This window comes from Bacillus sp. AR8-1 (assembly GCF_008042345.1).
Classification (GTDB): domain Bacteria; phylum Bacillota; class Bacilli; order Bacillales; family Bacillaceae_G; genus Bacillus_A; species Bacillus_A cereus.
In genome coordinates this window covers 13854-33989 of record NZ_QNUB01000019.1, presented here as the reverse complement: position 1 = coordinate 33989, position 20136 = coordinate 13854, and the positions used below count along the sequence as shown (strand labels likewise).

Sequence of the window (20136 nt, the reverse complement as noted above, 5' to 3'; positions counted from 1 at the left end):
TGGTTAGAACATTTAGGGGGAGAACATGGAGAAAAATAAGAGTGGTACAAAAATATTGGATCGATTGATTACTTTAGTTGTTTCATATAGCATAGCATTTTCTATTTTTGCACTCGCAACAACGGCAGTTGTGTATGGAAAATGGCTGTATTATTTTGAAATTGATTTTTTAAATATTCCTGATTTAGCGGATATGACGAAGGATGAAATTAAAAGAAATTACGATGTGCTTATTACATATTTATCCCCGTTTTATGACGGAGCATTACATTTGCCAACATTAGATATGTCTACAAATGGCCGTATTCATTTTGTAGATGTTAAAAATATTTTAGTAAAGATTCAATATGTGATGTATGCGACAATTATGATTGCAGTGATAGGTGGAATTTATTTATTAAAAAAGAAAAATGAAAAGTTTTTACTGCACGGATCGATTTTAACAATCATTTTTCCGATAGCGCTTATGTTACCAATCGCTATTAATTTTGAAAAGAGCTTTGTATTATTCCATAAGCTTTTATTCAGTAATGATTATTGGATGTTTGATATTGAAACGGATCCAGTTATATTAATGCTACCAGAGGAGTTCTTTATGCATGCTGCGTGTGCTATTTTATTATTCATTTTAGGTGGTAGTATACTTTGTTATAGCTTATATAGATATTTCGTAAAAAAGAAAAGGATGTCAAAGAAAAAATTCTCTGCTTAAAGAGAATTTTTTCTTTGTAAAACGATAATATATTTTTCGGTTCAGTTCTGTTCTATTCTTGTCCCAATTAACATATTTTGTACTAGTAGTTATAGGGGGGACCGGGATGAAGAGAACATTAATTGGATTGATAGCATTTCTAATTATAATGTTTCCGTTACGTATATATGCTGAAGAGTGGAATGAGCTAACAGGGTTGTTAGACGACTCGTTACAGTTAGTGAAGCGTAATGAAGATGAAAAAGCGGTACAAGTATTACAACTTTTCTCAGAGCAATTTTTAATGAAGGGGAATGAAAAGAAGCATGAAGTAACACCAGATCAAGTTAGAGTTATTTCTTTAGCTTACGACAAGGCGCAGCAATCGCTCTCTGAAGAAGGTTTAGGTAAGCAAGCTAAAATGGATAATGTGTTGGCATTACAACTTGCTGTTGATGCACAAGTATCGAAATATCAACCACTTTGGATGGAAAGAGAAAGGAAAGTAATGGATGCCTTTTCTCAAATGGAAAAAGCGATGGAAAAAGAAGATGCTGGGCAGTTTCAACAAACATTAAATACATTTTTAAATGAATTCAATATTATTTATCCAAGTTTAATGATTGCTTTGCCAGAAAACGAGGTACAGCGTGTAAATGTTCATTTATCTTATTTGGATGAATTTCGTAACGTTATGTTAAAAACGAAAGGTGGCCAAATGCAATTAGGGATTATTAAAGGGGATTTGCAAAAGATATTTCACACAGTAAAAAAGGATGAAATTGCACCTTCTCTCATTTGGTTTATGACAATTACTGGGGGACTTATTTTATTCACATTAACTTATGTTGGATGGAGAAAGTATAAAGGAGAGAGAGAAAAAAGAAAAAGTAATGTGCATTCTAAAAATAGATAATGTAATAAGTAAAGATATGGATTGTAAGGTTTATTCATTGACAATAGTGGCAGAAGAAAATAGAATGAGAAGTACTATAATTAAAACTTCAATGGAGGTTCATGATGTTTTATTTAATTTACTTCGCGATCATAATGATCATACCGTTGTATGCACAGTCAAGAGTACGAAGTGCCTATAGCAAGTATTCACAAGTTTATTCAACATCAGGTATGACAGGAGCGGAAGTGGCTCGAAAAATTTTAGATGAAAATGGATTATACAATGTAGCTGTGGAAGAAACACCAGGTCATTTATCAGACCATTATGATCCAACGGCCAAGACGGTTCGATTATCAACAGATAACTATTATGGACATTCAGTTGCTGGTACAGCAGTGGCAGCACATGAAGTAGGACACGCAATTCAAGATGCGCAAGATTATAACTTTATGCGTATTCGTCATTCGTTAGTTCCTGTGGCGAATTTTGGATCGAATATATCATGGGTATTTATTATGATTGGTATATTTGCGACAATGTCGAAACTATTGTTATTAGGAATTATTTTAATGGCTGCAGGTGTTGTGTTCCAACTTGTTACATTACCAGTTGAGTTCGATGCTTCAAAGCGTGCAATGCAACAAATTGAAGCGTTAGGTATCGTATCAACAGATGAATATGGCCAAGCTCGTAAAGTATTAAATGCAGCAGCATTAACATATGTAGCAGCTGCAGCTGTAGCGGTATTTGAATTATTACGTCTCGTATTAATGTATACTGGTATGCAGCGTAGCGACGACTAAAGACTATCAATTTTGATAGTCTTTTTTTGTTGTGTGGATTGAATTATATAATGTATTACAAATAGAAATAATAGAAGTAATGCGGAAAGGCGGTGGGGGAAATGAAATATCCAGACCATTTAGTAAAACAAGTGAAAGAGCGTAGTGCTCCTTATCAACTAGAAGGTTTTTTAAGTGGACAAGGTCCTGAAAATCCCAAATTTATGTTGTTAGGAGAAGCGCCTGGTGAAACAGAAATTCATAATGGGATTCCGTTTAGCGGGAGGTCGGGAAAACAATTAATGGTTTTTTTAGAGCGTATTCACGTTACGAGGGAAGAAGTATATATTACGAGCGCTGTTCGGAGTAGACCTTATAAATGGCGAGAGAAAAAAGAACGAAATGGTGAAAGCATACAAAAAAAGTATAATAGAACGCCAAATCAAGGAGAAATAGTTGCCCATGCGCCTTTGTTAGATTATGAATTAGAGGAAATAAATCCGAGGCTTATCGTCACACTTGGAAATATTGGTCTTCAACGTTTAACAGGAAAAAATAAAAAAATCACAGATGTACACGGGCAATTATTAAAACAGCCCATTCAAAAATTAAAGGATATGCAAAGTGCAGAGTTTACATGGTCAGAGAATGAATATCATGTTTTTCCAACTTTTCATCCAGCTTCCATTTTTTATAATCGGAGTTTATTGGAGCTTATTTATGAGGATTTGGAGAAGCTTAAAAGACTTGTAATAAAAAACTAGAAAAGCTAAGGCGCTTTTCTAGTTACATTTAATTATGTAAAGGGTTTTTATTTTCATCTAACGTAAATCCTTCACCAACTACATCATGTACATCACTTACAGCGACAAATGCATGAGGATCTACTGAAGTAATAATATTCTTTAATTTCACGATTTCATTTTTAGCAACAACGCAATACAGTACGTTACGTTCCATTTTTGTATACGATCCAACAGCCTTTAAAAAGGTTGCTCCGCGCTCCATTTCAGATAAAATTTTGGCAGCAATTTCATCGTTTTTCTCTGAGATAATAGTCGCTCCTTTGGCGGCATAGGCTCCTTCTTGCATAAAATCAATGACTTTAGCCCCGATAAAAACAGCAACTAACGTATACATACCCTCGCGGTATGATAAATAGGTAAGAATAGAGACGACGATAACGACAGCATCGAACATAAACATCGTTTTACCCATACTCCAGCCAACATATTTGTGGGCTAGTCGTGCGATAATATCTACACCGCCAGTAGTCCCGCCATATTTAAATATTATCCCAAGGCCGATACCGATAAATGCCCCGGCGAATAAAGCTGCGAGTGTCATATCATTTTGCAAGTTTAAATGTAAGTTGAGCACTTCGTAACGCTGGAAAATCCATAGAAATAAAGATACGCTAAATGTGCCGATTAATGTATATAAAAATGTCGTTCTGCCAAGTAACCTCCAACCAATAAAAAATATAGGGATATTTAAAATTAAGTTTGAGTAGGAAGGATCAAACTTAAATAAAAAATACAATAATAGTGTAATACCAGTAAACCCACCTTCTGCAAGGTGGTTTTCAATATTGATATTGACAATACCGAAAGAAAATATAGCGGAACCGATTAAAATAAAAATAATATTTCGCATCTTCAATTTTGATGTCATATAGAAATCCCCCTAATTATGTAATGATTACATTGCTCCGCTGAAACGGTAAAACATAATAATAAGTAATTTCTAGTTGCTAGTGAAAATAGTAAGAACTCGATTAGTATGGGCTAATCTTTTGCAAAAAGCGCAAAAGAAAGTTTCACTTTATTATAGTCTATCCAAAAAAGGGTCGCAAATAGGTGTTTGGCGGGGAATAATATTTGTCAAATCGCGATGAATTGGCTAACATGAAAGAGGAAGGATTAGAGGTGAATAGTATGGAAGCAAAAACGATGAAAGATATGCAGAAAGAAGTAGATGCATATATTGGTCAGTTTAAAGAAGGTTATTTCAGTCCGCTTGCAATGATGGCTCGTTTAACGGAAGAAATGGGAGAGCTTGCGAGAGAGGTAAATCATTATTATGGTGAGAAACCGAAGAAAACAACTGAAAAAGAAAGAAGTATTGAAGAAGAGCTTGGAGATGTATTATTTGTTATGATTTGTATGGCAAATAGTTTAAATATTGATTTAGAGACAGCACATAACATTGTAATGAATAAATTTAATACACGTGATAAAGATCGCTGGACACGTATTGATGAGGGAGAGAAAGAATAATGAAAGAAATTAAAGTAATTATCGCCGGACCAAGAGGACGTATGGGACATGAAGCAGTCCTTCTTATGGAAAGAACGGAACATTTTAATTTAGTAGCAGCAGTGGATTATAAGCATGGTGGTGAGAAGATTTCTGATTTACCTGGCATGCCAGCATTACATGCACCGATTTACGCTGATTTACATACTTGTTTAGATGAAGTAGAAGCAGATGTGTTGTTAGATTTAACAACACCAGAAGTTGGGAAACAACACGTTACACTTGCAGTTGAGCGTGGACTTCGTTCTGTTATTGGTACAACTGGATTTACAGAAGAAGAATTGGCACGTTTAACAGAGAATGCAAAAGAAAAAGCAGTAGGAACAATTATTGCTCCAAACTTTGCAATTGGTGCAGTTCTTATGATGAAATTCTCACAAATGGCAGCGAAATATTTCCAAGATGTTGAGGTAATTGAATTACATCATGATCAAAAATTAGACGCACCATCTGGTACAGCTGTAAAAACGGTAGAATTAATTCGTCAAAATCGTGAATCAAAGCAGCAAGGTCATCCAAATGAAGTAGAGCAACTAGCAGGTGCACGTGGTGCAAATGTAGACGGTATTCACATTCATAGTGTACGTTTGCCAGGGCTTATTGCACACCAAGAAGTAATGTTTGGTGGAGATGGACAAATGTTAACAGTTCGTCATGATTCATTCAATCGTGCATCATTTATGTCAGGTGTAAAACTATCAATTGAGACAGTAATGAACCTTGATCATCTTGTGTACGGTTTAGAAAATATTATCGACTAAAGGGGAGACAACGGATGAAAATTGCCTTAATCGCACATGACAAAAAGAAAAATGATATGGTTTCGTTTGCATACGCATATAAACCAATTTTTGAGCAACATGAATTATTTGCAACAGGAACGACAGGGCTTCGTATTATGGAAGCGACTGGATTAGTTGTAACAAGATATCAATCTGGCCCTCTTGGTGGAGATCAAGAAATTGGTGCAATGATTGCAAAAAACGATTTAGATATGGTGATTTTCTTCCGCGATCCATTAACAGCACAGCCGCATGAACCGGATGTGAATGCATTGCTTCGTTTATGTGATGTATATGCGATTCCACTTGCAACGAATATGGCAAGTGCTGAAATGTTGATGCACGCATTAGAGCGAGGAGATTTAGATTATCGTAAGTTAAGAAAATGAGGGGAACAATTATGAGTGGATTACATATATTAGCGTTTGGTGCTCATGCCGATGATGTTGAAATCGGCATGGCTGGTACCATCGCTAAATATACAAAGCAAGGGTATGAAGTAGGTATTTGTGATTTAACAGAAGCTGATCTTTCTTCCAATGGAACGATAGAGTTGAGAAAAGAAGAAGCAGAGGTCGCAGCTCGTATAATGGGAGTAAAAACGAGGCTGAATTTAGCGATGCCAGACCGTGGTTTGTATATGAAAGAAGAGTATATACGTGAAATTGTCAAGGTGATCCGTACATATAAACCAAAACTAGTTTTTGCGCCATACTATGAAGATCGTCATCCAGATCATGCAAATTGTGCAAAGCTTGTGGAAGAGGCTATTTTTTCAGCAGGAATCCGTAAATATATGCCGGAACTTTCACCACATCGTGTGGAGTCTTTTTATAATTATATGATTAATGGTTTTCATAAACCGAATTTTTGTATAGATATAAGTGAGTACCTCTCTATAAAGGTGGAAGCATTAGAAGCATATGAAAGTCAATTTTCAACAGGAAGTGATGGTGTTAAGACACCGTTAACAGAAGGATACGTTGAAACTGTGATTGCTCGTGAGAAGATGTTTGGAAAAGAAGTTGGAGTCTTGTATGCCGAGGGATTTATGAGTAAGAAACCGGTTTTATTACATGCTGATTTATTAGGGGGATGTAAATGAAATTAAAAATAGGTATTACATGTTATCCTTCTGTAGGTGGTTCTGGAGTTGTTGGAACAGAATTAGGAAAGCAATTGGCGGAACGCGGGCATGAAATTCACTTTATTACATCGGGTTTACCATTCCGGTTAAATAAAGTATATCCAAACATATATTTTCATGAAGTGACGGTAAGCCAGTACTCTGTATTTCAATATCCACCATACGATTTAGCGTTAGCAAGTAAAATGGCAGAGGTTGCACAAAGAGAAAACTTAGACATTTTACATGTGCATTACGCAATACCACATGCAATTTGTGCATATTTAGCAAAACAAATGATCGGAGAGCGTATTAAAATTGTTACAACCTTGCATGGAACAGATATTACTGTGTTAGGTTCCGACCCTTCGTTAAATAATTTAATTCGTTTTGGTATTGAGCAATCGGATGTTGTTACTGCTGTCTCGCATTCATTAATTAACGAAACGCATGAGCTTGTAAAACCAAGTAAAGAAATTCAAACGGTATATAACTTTATAGACGAACGTGTATATTTCAAACGTAATATGTCTCAATTAAAGAAAGAATACGGTATAAGTGAGAGTGAAAAAGTACTTATTCATATTTCGAATTTCCGTAAAGTGAAACGTGTGCAGGATGTTGTTGAGGCATTTGCTAAAATTGTTAAAGAAGTAGATGCGAAGTTGCTTCTTGTTGGAGACGGACCAGAATTCTGTACGATTTTACAGATAGTGAAGAATTTACATATTGAAGATCGTGTTTTATTCCTAGGGAAGCAAGATAATGTTGCAGAACTACTTGCGATGAGTGATTTAATGTTGCTTCTATCAGAGAAGGAAAGTTTTGGTCTTGTTTTATTAGAAGCAATGGCGTGTGGTGTACCTTGTATCGGAACACGGGTTGGAGGTATTCCAGAGGTTATTCAACACGGGGAAACAGGATATTTATGTGAAGTTGGCGATACAACAGGAGTGGCAAATCAAGCTACTCAGCTATTAAAGGACGAGGAACTTCACCGTAATATGGGAGAACGAGCAAGAGAAAGTGTTTATGAGCAATTTCGCTCAGAAAAAATTGTTTCACAATATGAAACGATTTACTATGACGTACTAAGGGATGACAAAAATGGAAAGATTTAAAAAAGCTAGTTCTATTATTGAGACATTAAAACAACAAGGACATGAGGCTTACTTTGTTGGTGGGAGCGTACGAGATCTTATTATCGATAGGCCGATTGGAGATATTGATATTGCGACATCTGCTTTACCAGAAGAAGTGATGGCTATATTCCCAAGAAATGTTCCTGTTGGTCTTGAGCATGGAACTGTAATTGTTTTAGAAAATGGTGAGCCTTATGAGGTAACTACTTTTCGAACAGAAAGCGAATATGAAGATTTTCGAAGACCTAGTAGTGTTCAATTTGTTCGTTCATTAGAAGAGGATTTAAAACGTCGTGATTTCACGATGAATGCAATTGCTATGACAGAAGAAGGCGAAATGGTTGATTTATTTGCTGGACAGGAAGCCATTCAACAGAGAGAAATTGTGACAGTTGGAAATGCTGCGGATCGTTTTCAAGAAGATGCCCTGCGAATGATGCGTGGTATTCGGTTTGTAAGCGCGTTAGGTTTTTCATTAGAAACGAAAACGAAGCAAGCGATTGAAACGTATGGACATTTGCTAGAACATATAGCAATTGAGCGCATTACAGTAGAGTTTGAGAAATTGTTAACTGGTACATATTGTGTGAAAGGTCTCAAAGAATTAGTAGAGACGAAGCTATTTTCTCATTTGCCATATTTACAAATGTCAGAAGAGAGACTGTTAAAAGCTACGCAGTATAAATGGGATTCTTTCGAAACGGATATTGAGGCGTGGGCATTTTTCTTATATTGTATCGGAGAAGAACATCCATCTGTCTTTTTACGTCAATGGAAGTTTTCGAATAAAAAAATAAAAGATATTGTTGCAGTTTTATTGGCAATCCGTACTAGAAAGGAGAAGGATTGGGATACAGTCCTTCTTTATAAAACGGGAATTTATATCGCTGAAATGGCAGAGAGAGTATATGAAGCGATGATTGAAAGCTATGATCCTACATCTGTTAAACGAGTACAATCAATGTTTCATGCATTGCCAATCCAGGGTCGTCAAGAAATGAATGTGACTGGTAATGATTTATTAAACTGGGCAAACAAAAAGCCTGGTCCGTGGGTTGCTGACATGCTTCAGAAAATCGAGGAAGCAATTGTAAAAGGAAACGTAGTTAATGAGAAAGAGCGTATAAGGGAGTGGCTGCAAGGATGCAATCTACTATAAGAAAGCAGTTATTACAAGTTTTTTCTGAAGCGGATGGCGAGTTTGTATCCGGCCAAACGATTAGTGATAAACTTGGTTGTTCAAGAACTGCTGTGTGGAAACATATGGAAGATCTCCGGAGTGAGGGATATGAACTTGAAGCTGTGCGCCGATTAGGTTACCGAATTGCAAGTAAGCCAGACAAAGTGACTGCTAATGAAATTCAGTTAGGGCTACAAACGAAGCGAATTGGTAGAACAGTGTATTTTGAAGAAACTGTTGAATCAACGCAGCACATTGCAGCAAAACTTGCTTATGAAGGTGCAGAAGAAGGAACTATCGTTGTAGCAGAAGAACAAACAGCGGGAAGAGGTCGTTTAAGCAGAAAATGGCATTCACCAAAAGGAACAGGAATTTGGATGAGTATTATTTTACGCCCATCGATTCCAGTTCATCATGCACCGCAACTTACTTTGTTAGCGGCTGTTAGTGTTGCACAGGCAATTGAAAAATGTACAGGTGTAGACGTGGGAATAAAATGGCCAAATGACATTTTAATTCAAGGTAAAAAGGCTGTAGGTATATTAACAGAAATGCAAGCGGATCCTGATAAAATTAATGCTGTCATTATGGGCATCGGTATTAATGCGAATCAAAAGCAAGAACATTTTGATGAAGAAATTCAGCACATTGCTACTTCATTAGCGATTGAATCAGGTAAGCCGATTGTTCGTGCAGAACTTATGCAACAAATCTATTTACAACTAGAAAAATTATATGAAGAGTATTTACAAAATGGTTTCTCTGTCATTAAAATTCTTTGGGAAAGTTACGCTGTGAGCATCGGGAAAGAAATTACCGCTCGAACGATGAGAGAGACGATTACGGGGTTAGCAAAAGGAATCACAGAGGATGGTGTATTACTTCTGGAGGATCATGAGGGGAAAGTACATCATATTCATTCTGCAGATATCGAAATTAAGTAAAAGAAGTTCCTCTTTTGGAACTTCTTTTTATTTCAATATTTTTGAGTTAAATTTGTAACATGATAATAAATCCTTTTCATATTTAAAGTTCATTTCAAGATATCTTCCGTCTAGTTGGCCTGGCATGTTATTTGACGATTACTTTGCCTTCCATTCCTTTAAGGAGATGGTATCGACATATTAATTCATATGTACCAGTATTTTTAGGTTTCACGGTAATATTCTTTTCTTTTCCTGACTCAACTACGACGTCAATGCCGAGTTTTTTCACTGTAAAGGTGTGCTCGTTTTTACCTTTATTTTTCAATAGTAATGTTGTTGATCCTTCAAGCGGAATCGTGATGACATTTGGATTAAAGTAATCATCATTTAGTTCAACCTCAATCACGTTCGTTACATCGGTGGGTTGTGTTACGACATTAACTGAGGCAAATACATGAAAGAATCCTAAAGACATCCACCATACAATCATTACAAGCAAACTGCTGAATCGAAATAACCACCTGTTCATAGACATCTGCAATCCTCCTTTGTTAAGTACTTTTCCTCAATTAACCTGCATCATTAGTTTAAGAGTTATACTATACAGTTAAATTGATTACAGAAGAAATTAACTTGGAATTTTTTAACATGCGTTGAAAAAACATGTATCTTTTCAGGATTGAATTATCTATAAAAACTTTATCCCGCTATTTACTGGGCAATAAGACCTCCACCTCAAAATTCAGCGGAAGCAAAGAAGTTAGGTGGGGATCGGGCTGATTAAAGTTTCACTTTCTAGCATATATACTCTCTTATTAAATTTCATATACCGTAATCAGAATAAAAAATTATTTTTTCAAAAAAATGTAGTAATTCCCTTTTGTAGTTTGCTATAATTAGTTCGAATGTGGGCAGTATCAGAGCGAACTGCACCATGATTCGAAGTAATACGAAAAATAATAACTTGGATTCTGCCTTGATCCAATAACGGACTGGGACAGAGGGATGAATAATGCCGACTAACACACAACCCTTCTGCCCTTTTATGGCCAGAGGGGTTTTTTATATGATTGCGGCCATCTCCTCTCTCCTGCATAAAGGAGGAGTAGTTTTTGAAAACAAAAACAGATTTTTTGAAGATGAAAGAGCAAGGTGAGCCGATTACAATGCTAACGGCGTATGATTATCCATCTGCTAAATTAGCAGAAGAAGCTGAAGTTGATATGATTTTAGTTGGAGATTCTCTTGGAATGGTTGTACTCGGATACGATTCGACAGTACCTGTAACAGTAGAGGATATGATTCATCATACGAAAGCTGTACGCCGTGGAGCGAAAGAGACGTTTATTGTAACTGATATGCCATTTATGTCGTATCACGTATCATTACAAGAAACGATGGTGAATGCACGCCGCATCGTTCAAGAGAGCGGGGCGCATGCACTGAAGGTAGAAGGTGCTGTAGAAGTTATATCAACGATTCAATATTTGACGAACGCAGGAATTCCTGTTGTAGCGCATTTAGGTTTAACCCCTCAATCTGTAGGAGTGTTGGGTGGATATAAAGTGCAAGGAAAAGATGCGGAGAGTGCAAAGAAATTAATAGAAGATGCAAAGAAATGTGAAGAAGCTGGTGCAATAGCGCTTGTGTTAGAATGTGTACCAATGCAGTTAGCAGAACTTATTTCAGAGCAACTAACAATACCGACAATTGGGATTGGTGCAGGACAAAAAGTAGATGGGCAAGTGCTTGTTTATCATGATCTTATCTCATACGGCGTGAATCGTGTGCCGAAATTTGTGAAGCAATATACATCTGTTCAAGAGGAGATTGTGCGTGGGATTTCACAATATGTTACTGAAGTAAAGACAAGGCAATTTCCTGAAGAAAAACATTCGTTCACAATGAAAGAGGAAGAATGCTTAGCGTTATACGGAGGAAAACAATAATGAAAATCGTAACTACAGTGCAAGAGATGCAGCAAATTACAAACGAACTTCGTGCAAGTGGAAAGAGTATTGGTTTTGTTCCAACGATGGGTTATTTACATGAAGGGCATGCTACCTTATTACGTAAGGCAAGAGAAGAAAATGAAATTGTAGTTTTAAGTGTATTTGTAAACCCGCTGCAATTTGGCCCAAATGAAGATTTAGATCGATATCCTCGTGATATTAATAGAGATGAAAATGTAGCAAAAGAAAACGGTGTAGATTATTTGTTTTATCCGAGTGTAGAAGAAATGTATCCAGCAGAACAAACAACAACAGTAGAAGTTGTGAAGCGCACGGACGTATTATGCGGTCAACAAAGACCTGGTCATTTTGCTGGTGTTGCAACTGTACTAATGAAACTATTTAATATTACGCTGCCAACGCGTGCTTATTTCGGTATGAAAGATGCTCAACAAGTTGCAGTAATTGAAGGATTTGTAACTGATTTCAATATTCCGGTTACAATCGTACCAGTTGATATTGTAAGGGAAGAAGATGGATTAGCGAAAAGTTCTCGTAACGTGTACCTATCACAAGATGAACGTGAAGAGGCTCTTCATTTATACCGCAGCCTATGTATAGCGAAAGAAAGAATTGAGGTAGGTGAACGTAATCCGGAAATCATTACAAATCTTGTGAAAGAGTATATTGAGACGCATACGAAAGGCACTGTAGATTATGCGGATTTATATGCATATCCGTCATTAACAATGGTAGAGAAAGTCGAAGGACGAATCATTTTAGCTATTGCAGTTAAGTTTGAAAATGTAAGATTAATTGACAATATAACATTAACGGTTAAATAAGGGGGAGCACCTATGTTTCGCACAATGATGAGAGCAAAGTTACATCGTGCAACTGTAACGGAGGCAAATTTAAATTATGTAGGTAGTATTACAATTGATGAAGATTTAATGGATGCAGTAAATATTGTAGAAAACGAAAAAGTCCAAATTGTAAATAATAATAATGGTGCTCGTTTAGAGACATACGTTATTAAAGGGGAACGCGGTAGTGGTGTTGTTTGTTTAAACGGTGCTGCGGCAAGGCTTGTACAACCAGGGGACAAAGTAATTATTATTTGTTATGGGCTAGTTACGGAAGAAGAGGTTCATAAACAAGAACCCAAAATTGCAGTACTAGACGATAATAATCAAATTATTGAAATGTTAGGTGCTGAAAAAGCGGGTACGATATTATAAGTAGAAAGGCTATCTCCATTGCGGAGATAGCTTTTTTGTGCATCTTTTCATTAAGATGAGATAAAACGTGGTATAGTAACATTATATAAATTATTGTTGTTTGAAAGGTAAGAAATTGAGGTGTTACATATATGAGTAAGCGTTATGTCGTTGTTGATTTAGAGACGACAGGGAACTCCTGGAAAGATGGGAAGGATAAAATTACCCAAATTGCAGCTGTTGTAGTAGAAGATGGAGAGATATTGGAGATTTTTTCGTCTTTTGTTAACCCAAAGAGAGAGATCCCACCATTTATTACAGAATTAACAGGGATTGATGAAAGTCTTGTAAAACAAGCCCCGTTATTTCAAGATGTAGCCCCGATGATTGTTGAGCTATTACAAGGTGCGGCTTTCGTTGCGCATAATGTTCACTTTGATTGGAATTTTTTAAATGAAGAATTAAGACAGGCTGGATATACAGAAATACATTGTCCTAAAATCGACACGGTTGAATTGGCTCAAATTCTTTTACCGACAGCTGATAGTTATAAATTACGTGATTTAGCTAAGAAGCATGAACTAGAACATGATCAACCACATCGTGCGGATAGTGATGCTCTTGCAACAGCGGAATTATTTTTACAATTTTTAAATGAAATTGAAAAGTTACCACTTGTCACGTTGCAATCGCTTTATGAATTAAGCGATGTGTTCCAAAGTGATATAGCTGATGTGCTTTCTGAAAATATTTTAAAGAAAGTAATGAATGGTAAAGAAGATATAGCGGAGTATGAAATACATCGAAATATTGCGCTGAAAAAGCGGAACTATTCCTTAAACCTTGGAGAAACGTGTTCCTCAAAGTTTGATGCTTTCTTGAATAAAACGATGGATAAATTGGAATCACATATGCCAAAGTTTGAAAGAAGAGAAAGTCAACAACTGATGATGAAAGAGATATATACGGCGTTAAGAGACTCTCGTTTTTCACTAATTGAAGCCGGTACAGGAACAGGAAAGACTCTTGCATATTTGCTTCCTAGTCTTTATTTTGCAAAGAGAAAAGAAGAACCTGTCATTATAAGTACACAAACGGTACAACTCCAACAACAAATATTAGAAAAAGAAATACCGTTATTACAAAAAATAATGCCATTTTCATTTGAGGTAGCTCTTCTTAAAGGAAGAAAGCATTATCTTTGCTTACACAAATTTGAGTATGCTTTACAAGAGGAAGAAAAAAATTATGATATGGCACTTACGAAGGCGAAGATTTTAGTTTGGCTATTGCAAACTGAAACGGGTGATCAAGACGAATTAAATATTCCTGAGGGCGGAAAGTTACTTTGGAATCGTATTTGTAGTGATGCGTATAGTCCAGGCGGTATGCAAAGTAATTGGTTTAGTCGTTGTTTTTACCAGCGAGCGAAGAATAAAGCTTTATTTGCAGATATCGTTATCACAAATCATGCGTTATTATTTCAAGATTTTTCAAGTGAAGAACCGTTGTTTGCTTCATGCGAACATATTATTTTTGATGAAGCTCACCATATTGAAGAAGCTGCGAGTAGAACATTGGGTGAACAGTTCTCTTGTATGTATTTTCAATTGGTTATATCTCGTCTTGGGACGCTAGAAACAGAAGATGTACTCTCCAAAGTATATAAAATGATGAAAAAATCAGAGCAAGCATCTCGTTCAACTTTCCGTATGATAAGTTATAGTTTGAAGGAACTTAAGTTTGATGCGGATGAACTCTTCCAAATGTTACGTACTTTTATATTTAAACAAACAAAGCAAGAACAAGGAACGAATAATATGCCGCTCATCTATAGGTATAACGCAGAACTAGAAAAAGGTAAGTTGTGGGATAGTATCGTTGAATTAACAAATCGTTTTATATATGAATTAAGAAGGGTAGTAACTGCTCTTGAGAAGCAAGTGGATATATTGCAAAGTAAGTTAGAATGGGAGATGCATGTTGTAACAGGTGAATTTATGCATTTAATTGAGTTGCTGAGAAAGATGGCAGAATCATTACAGTTACTCGTATTAGAAAAGAATTCGTATGTAACTTGGATGGAGACTGAAACGAAAGGGACGATTCATTCAACAGTTCTATATGCACAGCCTGTTCATATTGGTGAAAGATTTGCTGATGAATTTTTAACAGAAAAAAAGAGTGTTATTTTTACATCCGCAACACTAACAGTTAACGATACGTTTGATTATATAAAAGAGGAACTTGGTTTACATGATTTCGCTCCAAATACTTTAAAGGTTCCGTCGCCATTTCGTTATGATGAACAAATGAAATTAATGGTTTCAACGGATGTACCTTTTATTAAGCAAGTAAGTAATGAGCGATATATTGAATCTGTATCGGAACATATTGCAAAGATAGCGAAAGCCACAAAGGGCAGAATGCTTGTTTTATTCACTTCGTATGAAATGTTAAAAGAAGCGTATGCGAATTTAAAAAATAATGATGAATTAGAGGGTTATTTATTACTCACACAAAGTGTGAATAATAGAAGTCGAAGCCGTTTAATTCGAAAGTTTCAAGAGTTCGACAAATCAATTTTATTAGGGACGAGCAGTTTCTGGGAAGGGATAGATATTCCAGGAGATGCCTTAAGTTGTCTTGTTATTGTCCGTCTACCATTTACGCCGCCTCATCAGCCGATGATGGAAGCGAAAGGTGAGTGGCTAAAAAATCAAGGTGAGGATGTATTCGCTAAATTAGCGCTGCCACAAGCAATATTACGTTTCAAACAAGGATTCGGCCGCTTAATTCGAACGAATACAGATACAGGAACGGTAGTAGTGTTAGATCGTCGTTTGACGAGTTCTTCCTATGGAAAACGATTTCTACAATCGATCCCTAACGTACCTCTTTATGAAGGACCATTAGAAGAATTATTAGTACAATTAGAAGAACCATCAAATGAATAAAAATGGAAGAAAAATACGCCTGAAGTATTTATAAACTTCAGGCGTAAAAAATGTGGGTAGGAGGAATTTTATTTTTCTTACTTCTTGTATACAAAATGTGTTGGTTTTCGACTTGAAACCTTTTTTTGCTGTACATGTCCTGCTATAATAGATGGGTGATGAAGCAGGGGTTGTAAAGAATGTACTCTTATTGTAACCGCATTGCGTTCTTCTATAATTAGAAATTTTTGTGTAACGGAGGAGTTTTTTCATGGAGAAGAAAATCGAAGTACTATCAACGACGCGTATTAAATATTCGTCTGATTTGTATAAAATTGTTGATAGTTTGAATCGTACGTTAAAAGAGCAGGACCTCATGTTCGGACTAGCATTAGACGAAAAAGATAAAGAAACAGCTGTATTTACGATTTACAGAACGTAGTGATACAATGAAAAAGTGGATCTTTGCAATCATTATTGTTATCGTTGCTAGCGGAATATATGGGGCGTATGTTTATAATAAAGCAATGGGGAAGAAAATTCCAAAAGAGTCGAAATTTGTAGAAATTGCTAAAGAAAAAGCAAAGCTTACAAAGGTGAAATCTGTTGATTATTACAACGGAAAATCTGCATATATAGTCGTGCAAGGTACAGATGAAAAGGGAGAACAACTTATCGTTTGGGTGCCGGAGAAAAAAGGGGATACTGTAGTAAGGAAAAAGAGCGAAGGTATTTCTGAAAAAGAGGCTATACAAAGAACATTAGAACAAGTCGGCAATGAAAGTAAGGAATCAAAAAGTAAGCCGAAAGAGATTATGAAAGTGAAATTAGGCTTTGAAAATGATGTACCACTATGGGAAGTTACATATATTGATGATGACAATCGTTATAGTTATTACTATCTTGAATTTAAAGATGGAAAATTTTTAAGACGATATAGCATTGAAAAATAGATGTAGGGGGAACTACAAATGAAATTAGCAAAGCGAGTAGCTGCTTTAACACCGTCTTCAACTTTAGAAATTACAGCAAAGGCACAAGCATTAAAAGCAGAGGGTCATGATGTAATTGGATTAGGGGCAGGGGAACCTGACTTTAATACACCAGAGCATATTATGGATGCTGCACATAAAGCGATGTTAGAAGGGCATACGAAGTATACACCAACAGGTGGATTACAATCGTTAAAACAAGAAATTGTGAAGAAATTTACTCGCGATCAAGGTATTGCGTATGATCCATCTGAAATTATTGTATGTAATGGCGCAAAGCATGCATTATATACATTATTCCAAGTATTACTTGATGAGGGAGATGAAGTTATCATTCCAACTCCTTACTGGGTAAGCTATCCAGAGCAAGTAAAGCTTGCTGGCGGTAAGCCGGTTTATGTAGAAGGTTTAGAAGACAATGAGTACAAAATTACAGCAAAGCAGCTGCGTGAGGCAATTACAGAGAAAACGAAAGCAGTTATTATTAATTCACCGAGCAATCCAACAGGAATGATTTATAGCAAAGAAGAATTACAACAGCTTGGAGAAGTATGTTTAGAACATGATATTTTAATCGTTTCTGATGAAATTTATGAAAAATTAATTTATGGTGGCGTAGAATATACTTCAATTGCCCAGCTTTCTAATGCATTAAAAGAACAAACACTTATTATTAATGGTGTATCTAAATCTCATTCTATGACAGGATGGCGTATTGGGTATGCTGCAGGAAATAAGCAGCTTATTAAAGCGATGACGAACTTAGCGAGTCATAGTACGTCAAACCCTACTTCAATCGCTCAATACGGCGCAATTGCGGCATATGCGGGCTCACAAGAACCTGTGGAAACAATGCGTCAAGCCTTTGAAGAGAGATTAAACATCATTTATGATAAATTAATTCAAATCCCTGGCTTTACTTGTATTAAACCGCAAGGTGCATTTTACTTATTCCCTAACGTAAAAGAAGCTGTAGCTTTATCAGGATATGCAACAGTTGATGATTGGGCAAAGGCTCTATTAGAAGAGGAAAAAGTGGCTCTTGTACCAGGTACAGGATTTGGTGCTCCAAATAATGTTCGTTTATCATATGCGACATCTCTTGAACAAGTAGAGAAAGCATTAGAACGCATCCATACATTTATGAAAAGTAAAGTGCAAGCTTAATTTTATATTTCATTCATGTAATATAAAAAACCTCCCTATTGATGGGGAGGTTTTTTTGACGAATTGTGGCAAAAAGAAATAGCTAAAGGTGTGTTATACTAGAGAGCGAGGTGTTTGGTGATGAAAAAGAAAATGATGCTACAGTGGTTTGAGCAGGGAAGCATTGCAATTCCAAAATTGCTTATGATGCATTATAAAAAATTAGGTTTAAATGAGACGGAATTTATGGTTGTACTTCATGTACACACATTTTTAGAATCAGGTAATTCGTTTCCGACTCCTTCAGAGATTTCTGAACGGATGACGATAACGGAAATGAAATGTATGGAAGTAATTCAAGCGTTGATTCAAAAAGGTTTTTTATCACTAGAAGGTGGACAAAGATCAGAAGCAATGATGTGCGAAAGTTATTCTTTACAACCGTTATGGGAAAAAATATTACATTTCTTAATGGATGAATCAATAGAGGAAGAGCAAAAAGAAAAAAAACAGCTGCAAGTAAATTTATATACAGTATTTGAAAAAGAATTTGGAAGACCACTTTCGCCGTTCGAATGTGAAACGTTAGGAATGTGGGAGGACCAAGATCAACATCATCCAAATTTAATTCAGGCAGCTCTTAGAGAAGCTGTAATGAGTGGGAAACTAAATTTCCGATATATTGATCGTATTTTATTTGAGTGGAAAAAGAATGGAATTAAAACGGTAGATCAGGCTCAAAATCAAGGTCAAAAATTTAGAGCGAATCAACAAAGAGCACAACAAATGACAAAACAAGAGACGAAATTTACTGGAAAAGTGCCTTTTTATAATTGGTTGGAGCAGTAATATAGGAGGAGAAATATGCTTAACAAAACGCAAATCCGTTATTGTTTAGACACAATGGCGGATATGTATCCAGAAGCGCATTGTGAATTGGTTCATGATAATCCATTTGAACTTGTAATCGCGGTGGCGTTATCTGCACAATGTACAGATGTACTTGTAAATAAAGTGACAAGAAATTTATTTCAAAAATATAAAACACCAGAAGATTATTTAAGTGTTTCTCTAGAAGAATTACAACAAGATATACGCTCTATCGGATTGTATAGAAATAAAGCAAAAAACATTCAAAAATTATGCCGAATGTTATTAGATGACTATAATGGGGAGGTACCGAGCGATCGAGATGAACTTACGAAATTACCCGGTGTAGGAAGGAAAACAGCGAATGTTGTAGTTTCCGTAGCGTTTGGGATTCCTGCAATTGCTGTCGATACACATGTGGAGCGAGTGAGTAAACGATTAGCGATTTGTAGATGGAAAGATTCTGTGTTAGAAGTAGAAAAAACGTTAATGAAGAAAGTACCGATGGATGAGTGGGGGGTTACGCATCATCGTATGATTTTCTTTGGACGTTATCATTGTAAAGCACAACGACCGCAATGTGAGGAGTGCAGACTGTTAGAAGTATGTCGTGAAGGAAAGAAGCGAATGAAGGTGAAATAAGGGATGGAGCGAGTTATAGAAATACCGAAAGAATTTCACTGCTTACCATTTTTTAAAGAAAGCGTAAATTCAATTGAGTATCATACAGACGATTCTTTTGAAGAAATAATACAAAATACTTACTTTATATTTGATATTGAAAGACAGTATGAGCCATGGAAGGAAATTGAAAACAGTATTCCAGCGATGTTGAATGTATGGAAAAATAAGCATGAAGACATTGCTATACTGTTTCGAAATAGAAATAAGCAAGAGGCTGAGGGGCCAATGATTCTTTTTGCAGCTCACTTGTTATCGGTTGTCTATTGGCTAAATGAGCAACCTGTTCATAGTTTGAATGAAATGCAAATAAATACGAATAAATTAAAAGTGCAACCTGTTAATTTTATGGAAAGATATTCATTCATAATAAAGAAACCGAGTAATTATCATTCTTATATTCAATTAGCGCAGTTGTATATCGAAATAGAAAAGCTATATGTAAAGAAAATGATAACAAAAAAGAAGTCCGCTTCTCGTTAAGAGAAACGGAC

General features: G+C 36.0%; 23 protein-coding genes. 21 read left to right on the top strand and 2 right to left on the bottom strand.

What is annotated here, in order from left to right:
• The first annotated feature begins 25 nt into the window (after positions 1-25).
• The 4 genes from lit to DN400_RS15195 all read left to right on the top strand — a co-directional run bounded on the left by lit (position 26) and on the right by DN400_RS15195 (position 3135).
• Complete coding sequence (lit, locus tag DN400_RS15210) at positions 26-712, top strand: lipoprotein intramolecular transacylase Lit (RefSeq protein ID WP_000414374.1); 687 nt, start codon at positions 26-28, stop codon at positions 710-712.
• Positions 713-818: 106 nt separating this feature from the next.
• Positions 819-1607, top strand: coding sequence for a sporulation protein YpjB (ypjB, locus tag DN400_RS15205; RefSeq protein WP_000831589.1), 789 nt, complete (start codon positions 819-821; stop codon positions 1605-1607).
• A gap of 101 nt (positions 1608-1708) precedes the next feature.
• Positions 1709-2392 (top strand): zinc metallopeptidase, encoded by a 684-nt coding sequence (locus DN400_RS15200; protein WP_011109966.1) that lies wholly within the window; start codon positions 1709-1711, stop codon positions 2390-2392.
• Between the two features lie 101 nt (positions 2393-2493).
• Entirely contained in the window at positions 2494-3135 is a 642-nt protein-coding gene (locus tag DN400_RS15195) for a uracil-DNA glycosylase (protein WP_098255833.1), read from the top strand.
• Positions 3136-3163: 28 nt separating this feature from the next.
• Here the strand turns inward: DN400_RS15195 and DN400_RS15190 are convergent, their stop codons facing one another.
• Entirely contained in the window at positions 3164-4045 is an 882-nt protein-coding gene (locus DN400_RS15190; RefSeq protein WP_000202120.1) for a YitT family protein, read from the bottom strand.
• A gap of 263 nt (positions 4046-4308) precedes the next feature.
• Between DN400_RS15190 and DN400_RS15185 the strand changes: the two genes are divergently transcribed.
• From DN400_RS15185 to DN400_RS15155, 7 genes are read left to right on the top strand one after another with little or no spacing between them, the layout of a single operon-like run.
• Positions 4309-4650: a nucleotide pyrophosphohydrolase gene (locus DN400_RS15185; RefSeq protein WP_002108639.1), complete on the top strand. Its 342-nt coding sequence runs from the start codon at positions 4309-4311 to the stop codon at positions 4648-4650.
• Positions 4650-5450: a dihydrodipicolinate reductase gene (gene dapB, locus DN400_RS15180; RefSeq protein WP_000658810.1), complete on the top strand. Its 801-nt coding sequence runs from the start codon at positions 4650-4652 to the stop codon at positions 5448-5450. Before DN400_RS15185 ends, dapB begins: the two co-directional genes overlap by 1 nt.
• Before the next feature lie 14 nt (positions 5451-5464).
• Positions 5465-5860: a methylglyoxal synthase gene (mgsA, locus tag DN400_RS15175; RefSeq protein WP_000684765.1), complete on the top strand. Its 396-nt coding sequence runs from the start codon at positions 5465-5467 to the stop codon at positions 5858-5860.
• Between the two features lie 11 nt (positions 5861-5871).
• A complete protein-coding gene (bshB1, locus tag DN400_RS15170) occupies positions 5872-6576 on the top strand; it encodes a bacillithiol biosynthesis deacetylase BshB1 (RefSeq protein ID WP_000015660.1) in 705 nt (234 codons plus the stop codon).
• Positions 6573-7718 (top strand): N-acetyl-alpha-D-glucosaminyl L-malate synthase BshA, encoded by a 1146-nt coding sequence (gene bshA / locus DN400_RS15165; protein ID WP_000768317.1) that lies wholly within the window; start codon positions 6573-6575, stop codon positions 7716-7718. The genes bshB1 and bshA overlap by 4 nt, the downstream gene beginning before the upstream one ends.
• Entirely contained in the window at positions 7705-8898 is a 1194-nt protein-coding gene (locus tag DN400_RS15160) for a CCA tRNA nucleotidyltransferase (RefSeq protein WP_000439311.1), read from the top strand. The genes bshA and DN400_RS15160 overlap by 14 nt, the downstream gene beginning before the upstream one ends.
• Complete coding sequence (locus DN400_RS15155; RefSeq protein WP_001192056.1) at positions 8883-9863, top strand: biotin--[acetyl-CoA-carboxylase] ligase; 981 nt, start codon at positions 8883-8885, stop codon at positions 9861-9863. The genes DN400_RS15160 and DN400_RS15155 overlap by 16 nt, the downstream gene beginning before the upstream one ends.
• A 127-nt stretch (positions 9864-9990) precedes the next feature.
• Here the strand turns inward: DN400_RS15155 and DN400_RS15150 are convergent, their stop codons facing one another.
• Entirely contained in the window at positions 9991-10380 is a 390-nt protein-coding gene (locus DN400_RS15150) for a cupredoxin domain-containing protein (RefSeq protein ID WP_147801731.1), read from the bottom strand.
• Positions 10381-10957: 577 nt separating this feature from the next.
• Between DN400_RS15150 and panB the strand changes: the two genes are divergently transcribed.
• The 10 genes from panB (at position 10958) to DN400_RS15100 (ending at position 20125) form a co-directional block, all read left to right on the top strand.
• Complete coding sequence (gene panB, locus DN400_RS15145; protein ID WP_147801730.1) at positions 10958-11794, top strand: 3-methyl-2-oxobutanoate hydroxymethyltransferase; 837 nt, start codon at positions 10958-10960, stop codon at positions 11792-11794.
• Complete coding sequence (gene panC, locus DN400_RS15140) at positions 11794-12642, top strand: pantoate--beta-alanine ligase (RefSeq protein WP_053564883.1); 849 nt, start codon at positions 11794-11796, stop codon at positions 12640-12642. Before panB ends, panC begins: the two co-directional genes overlap by 1 nt.
• A gap of 12 nt (positions 12643-12654) precedes the next feature.
• The gene (gene panD, locus DN400_RS15135) at positions 12655-13038 is read left to right on the top strand and encodes an aspartate 1-decarboxylase (protein WP_000490186.1); all 384 of its coding nucleotides are present in this window, start codon (positions 12655-12657) and stop codon (positions 13036-13038) included.
• Positions 13039-13169: 131 nt separating this feature from the next.
• Positions 13170-15974: an ATP-dependent DNA helicase DinG gene (gene dinG / locus DN400_RS15130; protein ID WP_000044967.1), complete on the top strand. Its 2805-nt coding sequence runs from the start codon at positions 13170-13172 to the stop codon at positions 15972-15974.
• 250 nt (positions 15975-16224) lie between these two features.
• On the top strand, positions 16225-16395 hold the full coding sequence (locus DN400_RS15125; RefSeq protein WP_000412179.1) for a YpmA family protein: 171 nt from the start codon (positions 16225-16227) through the stop codon (positions 16393-16395).
• A 7-nt stretch (positions 16396-16402) separates the two neighbouring features.
• Entirely contained in the window at positions 16403-16906 is a 504-nt protein-coding gene (locus DN400_RS15120; protein WP_000758740.1) for a cell wall elongation regulator TseB-like domain-containing protein, read from the top strand.
• Between the two features lie 18 nt (positions 16907-16924).
• Complete coding sequence (gene aspB / locus DN400_RS15115) at positions 16925-18112, top strand: aspartate transaminase AspB (protein ID WP_000761571.1); 1188 nt, start codon at positions 16925-16927, stop codon at positions 18110-18112.
• A 120-nt stretch (positions 18113-18232) separates the two neighbouring features.
• Positions 18233-18940: a DNA replication protein DnaD gene (gene dnaD / locus DN400_RS15110; protein WP_000728542.1), complete on the top strand. Its 708-nt coding sequence runs from the start codon at positions 18233-18235 to the stop codon at positions 18938-18940.
• Between the two features lie 15 nt (positions 18941-18955).
• On the top strand, positions 18956-19603 hold the full coding sequence (gene nth, locus DN400_RS15105) for an endonuclease III (protein ID WP_000933035.1): 648 nt from the start codon (positions 18956-18958) through the stop codon (positions 19601-19603).
• Between the two features lie 3 nt (positions 19604-19606).
• Positions 19607-20125: a YpoC family protein gene (locus DN400_RS15100; protein ID WP_000442658.1), complete on the top strand. Its 519-nt coding sequence runs from the start codon at positions 19607-19609 to the stop codon at positions 20123-20125.
• The last annotated feature ends 11 nt before the right edge of the window (positions 20126-20136 follow it).

Coding starts and splice junctions, on each gene's coding strand:
- lit (WP_000414374.1), top strand. CDS start 26: ATGGAGAAAAATAAGAGTGGTACAAAAATATTGGATCGATTGATTACT.
- ypjB (WP_000831589.1), top strand. CDS start 819: ATGAAGAGAACATTAATTGGATTGATAGCATTTCTAATTATAATGTTT.
- DN400_RS15200 (WP_011109966.1), top strand. CDS start 1,709: ATGATGTTTTATTTAATTTACTTCGCGATCATAATGATCATACCGTTG.
- DN400_RS15195 (WP_098255833.1), top strand. CDS start 2,494: ATGAAATATCCAGACCATTTAGTAAAACAAGTGAAAGAGCGTAGTGCT.
- DN400_RS15190 (WP_000202120.1), bottom strand. CDS start 4,045: ATGACATCAAAATTGAAGATGCGAAATATTATTTTTATTTTAATCGGT.
- DN400_RS15185 (WP_002108639.1), top strand. CDS start 4,309: ATGGAAGCAAAAACGATGAAAGATATGCAGAAAGAAGTAGATGCATAT.
- dapB (WP_000658810.1), top strand. CDS start 4,650: ATGAAAGAAATTAAAGTAATTATCGCCGGACCAAGAGGACGTATGGGA.
- mgsA (WP_000684765.1), top strand. CDS start 5,465: ATGAAAATTGCCTTAATCGCACATGACAAAAAGAAAAATGATATGGTT.
- bshB1 (WP_000015660.1), top strand. CDS start 5,872: ATGAGTGGATTACATATATTAGCGTTTGGTGCTCATGCCGATGATGTT.
- bshA (WP_000768317.1), top strand. CDS start 6,573: ATGAAATTAAAAATAGGTATTACATGTTATCCTTCTGTAGGTGGTTCT.
- DN400_RS15160 (WP_000439311.1), top strand. CDS start 7,705: ATGGAAAGATTTAAAAAAGCTAGTTCTATTATTGAGACATTAAAACAA.
- DN400_RS15155 (WP_001192056.1), top strand. CDS start 8,883: ATGCAATCTACTATAAGAAAGCAGTTATTACAAGTTTTTTCTGAAGCG.
- DN400_RS15150 (WP_147801731.1), bottom strand. CDS start 10,380: ATGTCTATGAACAGGTGGTTATTTCGATTCAGCAGTTTGCTTGTAATG.
- panC (WP_053564883.1), top strand. CDS start 11,794: ATGAAAATCGTAACTACAGTGCAAGAGATGCAGCAAATTACAAACGAA.
- panD (WP_000490186.1), top strand. CDS start 12,655: ATGTTTCGCACAATGATGAGAGCAAAGTTACATCGTGCAACTGTAACG.
- dinG (WP_000044967.1), top strand. CDS start 13,170: ATGAGTAAGCGTTATGTCGTTGTTGATTTAGAGACGACAGGGAACTCC.
- DN400_RS15125 (WP_000412179.1), top strand. CDS start 16,225: ATGGAGAAGAAAATCGAAGTACTATCAACGACGCGTATTAAATATTCG.
- DN400_RS15120 (WP_000758740.1), top strand. CDS start 16,403: ATGAAAAAGTGGATCTTTGCAATCATTATTGTTATCGTTGCTAGCGGA.
- aspB (WP_000761571.1), top strand. CDS start 16,925: ATGAAATTAGCAAAGCGAGTAGCTGCTTTAACACCGTCTTCAACTTTA.
- dnaD (WP_000728542.1), top strand. CDS start 18,233: ATGAAAAAGAAAATGATGCTACAGTGGTTTGAGCAGGGAAGCATTGCA.
- nth (WP_000933035.1), top strand. CDS start 18,956: ATGCTTAACAAAACGCAAATCCGTTATTGTTTAGACACAATGGCGGAT.
- DN400_RS15100 (WP_000442658.1), top strand. CDS start 19,607: ATGGAGCGAGTTATAGAAATACCGAAAGAATTTCACTGCTTACCATTT.